Here is a 5,666-nt window from a genome sequence, read left to right on the forward strand (position 1 = left end):
AGTAAATGTGTTGCAACTCTACTATACAGGATTTATTCCTTTTTGTGTTTACACAACTTATTGTACACTACCTAATTAAATTGTTGAGTTAATATTAGGAAATTATGATTCATATTGATCAAAATAGTTTGCCTTTTTACAATTCGTAGCCTGCCCCTAAGGGCAGGTTTTTTGGTGTCTTAAGGAAACTATTTAACAGAATTTTTGATTAAAAGTTTCATTTTAAGAGAGAAATCTCTAATTTCATAATCAATAAGCAAACGCTTGCATTCTATTTTTTATTGGACTATAATAGGTTGGTATAAAGCCTTCTGTAATAATATTGAGAAAGTGTAGAAAGTAAGGATTTAGAATATTTGTAGTCAAAAATACAATGTTGCTTCTTACGATAGGGAGATAGATATGGCAATGATAGAAGTGCAACATCTTCGGAAAAATTTTGTGAAGACAGTTAAGGAGCCGGGGTTAAAGGGAGCCTTGCGCTCCTTTGTTCATCCTGAAAAGCAGACCTTTGAAGCGGTCAAGGATTTAACTTTTGAAGTACCCAAGGGGCAGATTCTAGGCTTTATCGGAGCTAATGGTGCTGGGAAGTCGACAACCATCAAAATGCTAACAGGAATTTTGAAACCGACATCTGGTTTTTGTCGGATTAACGGCAAGATTCCCCAGGATAATCGCCAAGATTATGTCAAGGATATTGGAGTCGTTTTCGGACAACGTACCCAGCTATGGTGGGATTTGGCACTGCAAGAGACCTACACGGTTTTGAAGGAGATTTACGATGTGCCAGACTCGCTTTTCCATAAGCGTATGGACTTTTTGAATGAAGTTTTGGATTTGAAGGAATTTATCAAGGATCCTGTGCGGACTCTTTCATTGGGTCAACGGATGCGGGCGGATATTGCGGCTTCCTTGCTTCACAATCCCAAAGTTCTCTTTTTAGATGAGCCGACTATTGGTTTGGATGTGTCGGTCAAGGATAACATTCGCCGGGCTATCACCCAGATTAATCAGGAGGAAGAGACAACTATTCTCTTGACCACTCACGACTTGAGCGATATTGAGCAACTCTGTGATCGGATTTTTATGATTGACAAGGGGCAGGAGATTTTTGATGGGACGGTGAGCCAGCTCAAGGAGACCTTTGGCAAGATGAAGACTCTCTCCTTTGACCTGACGCCAGGTCAAAGTCATCTCGTCTCTCATTATGAAGGCTTACCTGATATATCCATTGATAGACAAGGAAATACTCTCAATATTGAATTCGATAGTTCCCGCTACCAGTCGGCCGATATTATCAAGCAAACCTTATCTGATTTTGAGGTCCGTGATTTGAAGATGGTAGATACGGATATTGAAGATATTATCCGTCGCTTCTATCGAAAGGAGCTCTAAGATGGTCAAATTGTGGAGACGTTATAAACCCTTTATCAATGCAGGGATTCAGGAGTTGATTAGCTATCGAGTCAACTTTATTCTTTATCGGATTGGCGATGTCATGGGGGCTTTTGTGGCTTTTTATCTATGGAAGGCTGTCTTTGATTCCTCCCAGGAGCCTTTGATTCAGGGCTTCAGTATGGCGGATATCACCCTCTACATCATCATGAGTTTTGTGACTAATCTTCTGACTAGGTCGGATTCTTCCTTTATGATTGGTGATGAGGTCAAGGATGGTTCCATTATCATGCGCTTGTTGCGACCAGTGCATTTTGCGGCTTCTTACCTCTTTACGGAGCTTGGTTCCAAGTGGTTGATTTTTATCTCTGTTGGACTGCCATTTTTAAGTGTCATTGTTTTGATGAAAATCTTATCTGGGCAAGGGATTGTAGAAGTGCTGGGACTAACTACCCTTTATCTTTTTAGCTTAACGCTGGCCTATCTGATTAACTTTTTCTTTAATATCTGCTTTGGATTTTCAGCCTTTGTATTTAAAAATCTTTGGGGTTCCAACCTACTTAAGACTTCCATAGTGGCCTTTATGTCTGGGAGTTTGATTCCCTTGGCTTTCTTTCCAAAGGTCATTTCAGATATTCTGTCCTTCTTACCTTTCTCATCCTTAATTTACACTCCGGTCATGATTATTGTTGGGAAATACGATGCTAGTCAGATTCTTCAAGCACTTTTGCTTCAGCTTTTCTGGCTTATAGTGATGGTGGGCTTGTCTCAGTTGATTTGGAAACGAGTCCAGTCATTTATCACCATTCAGGGAGGTTAGTATGAAAAAATATCAACGCATGCATCTGATTTTTATCAGACAGTACATCAAGCAAATCATGGAATACAAGGTAGATTTTGTGGTTGGTGTGTTGGGAGTCTTTCTGACTCAAGGCCTGAACCTCTTGTTTCTTAATGTACTCTTTCAACACATTCCCTCCCTAGAAGGTTGGACTTTTCAAGAAATTGCCTTTATCTATGGATTTTCCTTAATTCCAAAGGGACTAGATCATCTCTTTTTTGACAATCTCTGGGCTTTAGGTCAACGACTAGTTCGAAAAGGGGAGTTTGACAAGTATCTGACTCGTCCTATCAATCCTCTCTTTCACATACTTGTTGAGACCTTTCAGATTGATGCCTTGGGTGAACTTTTGGTCGGTGGAATTTTACTAGCGACAACGGCGACTAGCATTGCTTGGACTCTTCCAAAATTCCTGATTTTTCTAGTTTGTATTCCTTTTGCGACCTTGATTTATACTTCCTTGAAAATTGCAACAGCCAGTATCGCTTTTTGGACCAAGCAGTCAGGTGCCATGATTTACATTTTCTATATGTTTAATGATTTTGCCAAGTACCCGATTTCCATTTACAATTCGCTCCTTCGTTGGTTAATTAGCTTTATTGTACCTTTCGCCTTTACGGCCTACTATCCTGCCAGCTATTTCTTGCAGGGCAAGGATGGACTCTTTAATATTGGTGGTTTGCTTCTGATTTCTATTATCTTCTTTTGCATCTCTCTGAAACTCTGGGATAGGGGGTTAGATGCATACGAAAGTGCAGGTTCGTAAGAGCTAAAGTAAGACTAAAATCAAGAAAGGAACTTATGATGCTTGTTATTAAAGAAGTTAAGGATGAAGAGCAAAAAATGGCAGTTGTCGCCGAGGTTTTAAAGGATTTGCCAGAATGGTTTGGAATACCAGAAAGCACGCAAGCCTACATCGAAGGAGCCAAGGACTTGCAAGTGTGGGCCGCCTATCAGGAGGGTGATTTGCTTGGCTTTGTAAGCTTGTCCTATTCTAGTGAAGATTGTGCAGAGATTGATTGTCTCGGTGTAAAAAAAGCTCATCAAGGCAGGGGGATTGGAAGTCAGTTGCTTGCTACTTTGGAAAGTGAAGCCTGCAAAAAAGTCGACTATTTACAGGTAAAAACAGTGGCAGAAGGTTCTAACAAGGATTATGACCGAACCAATATCTTTTATCGCAGTCTTGGTTTTAAAAAACTAGAGATTTTTCCACAACTTTGGGATCTTAAAAATCCTTGTCAGATTTTGATTAAAAAGATCAACTAAAAGTGCTTGACATCCGCTATCAGAGTGCTATACTGAGAAGGTAATCGCCGAATTAGCTCAGTTGGTAGAGCAACGCACTCGTAACGCGTAGGTCACAGGTTCGATCCCTGCATTCGGCATCAAATGATACAAGACAAAGCCCCTTGTGACGGGCTTTTTTGATGTCGAATCACTTTTTGTACCAAAATTTGTATCAAATGATTATAAAAGTTTTCGGATGTTTTCAAACTCACCCTTGATTGTCTCAATCGTCATGGACTGGAATGGTTTCATGAAGTATAGGATCTATAGAAAAAAACATTTATACCGTCTAGCTCATGGATGTTCATGTAACCAGATAGTCCGATAATTTGACCGCTTATCCAAATTTCCTTGTCACCTTTGCTTCTGTTTGTTATAGTAGGTTTATCAAAAGAAGCCAGTCTTCTGATAAAATTACATAAAGAGGTAGTATCATGAAAAAATTAATTGGGTTTGGATTTATCCTTGCAGCTCTCGCCGTTATCACTTTTAGTATGATTGGTTATCCGAAAATAGATGCCAATCTTTGGCCCTTGGTTCCAGTTGTCTTGTTTGCTTTCTTTACGCTTGAAAATGCACTCAAGAAAGACTACAAGTCCAGCTTGATTTGTGCCGTCATTGGCTTCATTATTGCCAATGCCATCTATGATCTTCTTCCAATTTCAAATGGGGTCGTGATTACTGCGGGTGTCTTGGCTTGTCTTGGTCTTGGCTTTCTCTTTCCAGACGCACCAAAAGAAAAATAATGCTTCCAATTTTATTCGCTCTAGGGGCTTGGTATGAAGAGATTTCTTCAGATCAAGTCCTTTTTAGCTGTCTGAAAGAACCACTTAGGGGCTGAAAAGAACCACTTACCGAAAAGGTCTTGTAAGATTTCGAACACCTGTTATAATGTTACTAACAAAGGTTAAGAAAGGAGTCCTATGAAAGTTCGCATCGAATTAGATCCGCAGATGGATGAGCCAGAAATGATCATTCGGGCTCCTCGATTGACGGAGGATGTCGCCCGCTTGCAACAGTTGATCTTGGAGCAAAAAATGACGCCCTTGACCTTTTACAAGGATCGAAGCGAATACTTTGTAGATGTGTCAGAAATTCTCTTCTTTGAAACAGATGGTGAAAAAATCTATGGGCATACCAGAGAAGAGGCATATGAGGTCCGTCAAAAACTCTACGAGTTGGAAGAAATCTTGCCGATTGCTTTCTGTCGCATCTCCAAGTCGACCATCGTTAATACCAAGCAGATTTATTCCATTGAAAAATCTTTTTCGGGAACCAGTACAGTAAACTTTTATCAAACCCATAAGCAGGTACACGTGTCCCGACACTATTATCAACTCTTAAAAGAACGGTTAAAGGAAATGAGGTAACAAAATGAAAAATAAATTAATTGGGATTTTCTTAATCCTCCTAGCAGCCCTAGTGCTCTTACAAGGCTATTTTGTAAAATGGGAGATCAGTATCTGGACGCTGGCTTGGGTTGTCTTGCTCGCAGTCCTTTCCCTCTCTAGTTTCCTGAAGCGCCACTTTGGTTGGGGTTTTCTATATGGGATTTTGGCCCTCTTCTCCCTTAACGGCCAATACCATTTTCTTCCAGTATCCAATTCGGTGGTCATCTTTTCTTCTATTTTAGCGGTGATCGGTCTCAATATTCTCTTTAAGCCTTCCAAAAAAGCAAAAGCGACTTGGAACTCCTACTCAGCAGGAACATCTTCTCAAACTGCTGGCAATGACATCGATGTCTCCTTTTCTACAGTGACCAAGTATTTGAATGATCAGAATTTTACGGGCGGAAGTGCGGATGTGAGCTTAGGAGAAGCTTCTATCTATTTTGATAATTGCCGGATCGAAGGACCGTCAGCCCAGTTTGCGGTGGATGTCTCCCTTGGAAGTTTGAGTCTCTATGTCCCAAGCGACTGGCGGGTTCATGTCAATGTAGAAAGTTCTCTGTCAGCTATCCAACACCAGGAAAATCCTAGCAATTTAACCAGCAAAGACTTTTACATCGTCGGAGAGGTCTCACTGGGGAATCTAGAAATCATCTATGTAGGTGAGAATAACTTTTCACCCCAATTGTCAAGTCAAGTGCAACAAAGTCATTCCTCTGATTAAGCGAGTGTTCTTCCAGCTGTTTGAGCTAGCT

The 5,666-nt window shown here is 40.5% G+C and carries 7 protein-coding genes and 1 tRNA gene; all 8 read left to right on the forward strand.

From position 1 onward, the window contains the following. The first annotated feature begins 402 nt into the window (after positions 1–402). The 8 genes from K1J10_RS09905 to K1J10_RS09940 all read left to right on the forward strand — a co-directional run bounded on the left by K1J10_RS09905 (position 403) and on the right by K1J10_RS09940 (position 5,635). The gene (locus K1J10_RS09905; RefSeq protein ID WP_223357183.1) at positions 403–1,395 is read left to right on the forward strand and encodes an ABC transporter ATP-binding protein; all 993 of its coding nucleotides are present in this window, start codon (positions 403–405) and stop codon (positions 1,393–1,395) included. A 1-nt stretch (position 1,396) separates the two neighbouring features. Continuing rightward, complete coding sequence (locus K1J10_RS09910) at positions 1,397–2,215, forward strand: ABC transporter permease (RefSeq protein ID WP_003017344.1); 819 nt, start codon at positions 1,397–1,399, stop codon at positions 2,213–2,215. A gap of 1 nt (position 2,216) precedes the next feature. Continuing rightward, positions 2,217–3,002 carry an ABC transporter permease gene (locus tag K1J10_RS09915; RefSeq protein WP_195324749.1) on the forward strand — a complete coding sequence of 262 codons (786 nt, stop codon included), beginning with the start codon at positions 2,217–2,219 and terminating at the stop codon, positions 3,000–3,002. 38 nt (positions 3,003–3,040) lie between these two features. Next, entirely contained in the window at positions 3,041–3,502 is a 462-nt protein-coding gene (locus tag K1J10_RS09920) for a GNAT family N-acetyltransferase (protein ID WP_223357185.1), read from the forward strand. Between the two features lie 46 nt (positions 3,503–3,548). Further along, positions 3,549–3,621: transfer RNA gene (locus K1J10_RS09925), tRNA-Thr, on the forward strand. Positions 3,622–3,957: 336 nt separating this feature from the next. Beyond that, entirely contained in the window at positions 3,958–4,269 is a 312-nt protein-coding gene (locus K1J10_RS09930) for a hypothetical protein (protein ID WP_223357187.1), read from the forward strand. A 177-nt stretch (positions 4,270–4,446) separates the two neighbouring features. Continuing rightward, positions 4,447–4,893: a LytTR family DNA-binding domain-containing protein gene (locus K1J10_RS09935; protein WP_048788766.1), complete on the forward strand. Its 447-nt coding sequence runs from the start codon at positions 4,447–4,449 to the stop codon at positions 4,891–4,893. Positions 4,894–4,897: 4 nt separating this feature from the next. Beyond that, on the forward strand, positions 4,898–5,635 hold the full coding sequence (locus tag K1J10_RS09940) for a LiaF transmembrane domain-containing protein (RefSeq protein WP_223357189.1): 738 nt from the start codon (positions 4,898–4,900) through the stop codon (positions 5,633–5,635). Positions 5,636–5,666 lie beyond the last annotated feature (31 nt).

The sequence above is a fragment of the Streptococcus australis genome (assembly GCF_019930045.1).
GTDB lineage: Bacteria > Bacillota > Bacilli > Lactobacillales > Streptococcaceae > Streptococcus > Streptococcus australis_D.

Coding starts and splice junctions, on each gene's coding strand:
- K1J10_RS09905 (WP_223357183.1), top strand. CDS start 403: ATGGCAATGATAGAAGTGCAACATCTTCGGAAAAATTTTGTGAAGACA.
- K1J10_RS09910 (WP_003017344.1), top strand. CDS start 1,397: ATGGTCAAATTGTGGAGACGTTATAAACCCTTTATCAATGCAGGGATT.
- K1J10_RS09915 (WP_195324749.1), top strand. CDS start 2,217: ATGAAAAAATATCAACGCATGCATCTGATTTTTATCAGACAGTACATC.
- K1J10_RS09920 (WP_223357185.1), top strand. CDS start 3,041: ATGCTTGTTATTAAAGAAGTTAAGGATGAAGAGCAAAAAATGGCAGTT.
- K1J10_RS09930 (WP_223357187.1), top strand. CDS start 3,958: ATGAAAAAATTAATTGGGTTTGGATTTATCCTTGCAGCTCTCGCCGTT.
- K1J10_RS09935 (WP_048788766.1), top strand. CDS start 4,447: ATGAAAGTTCGCATCGAATTAGATCCGCAGATGGATGAGCCAGAAATG.
- K1J10_RS09940 (WP_223357189.1), top strand. CDS start 4,898: ATGAAAAATAAATTAATTGGGATTTTCTTAATCCTCCTAGCAGCCCTA.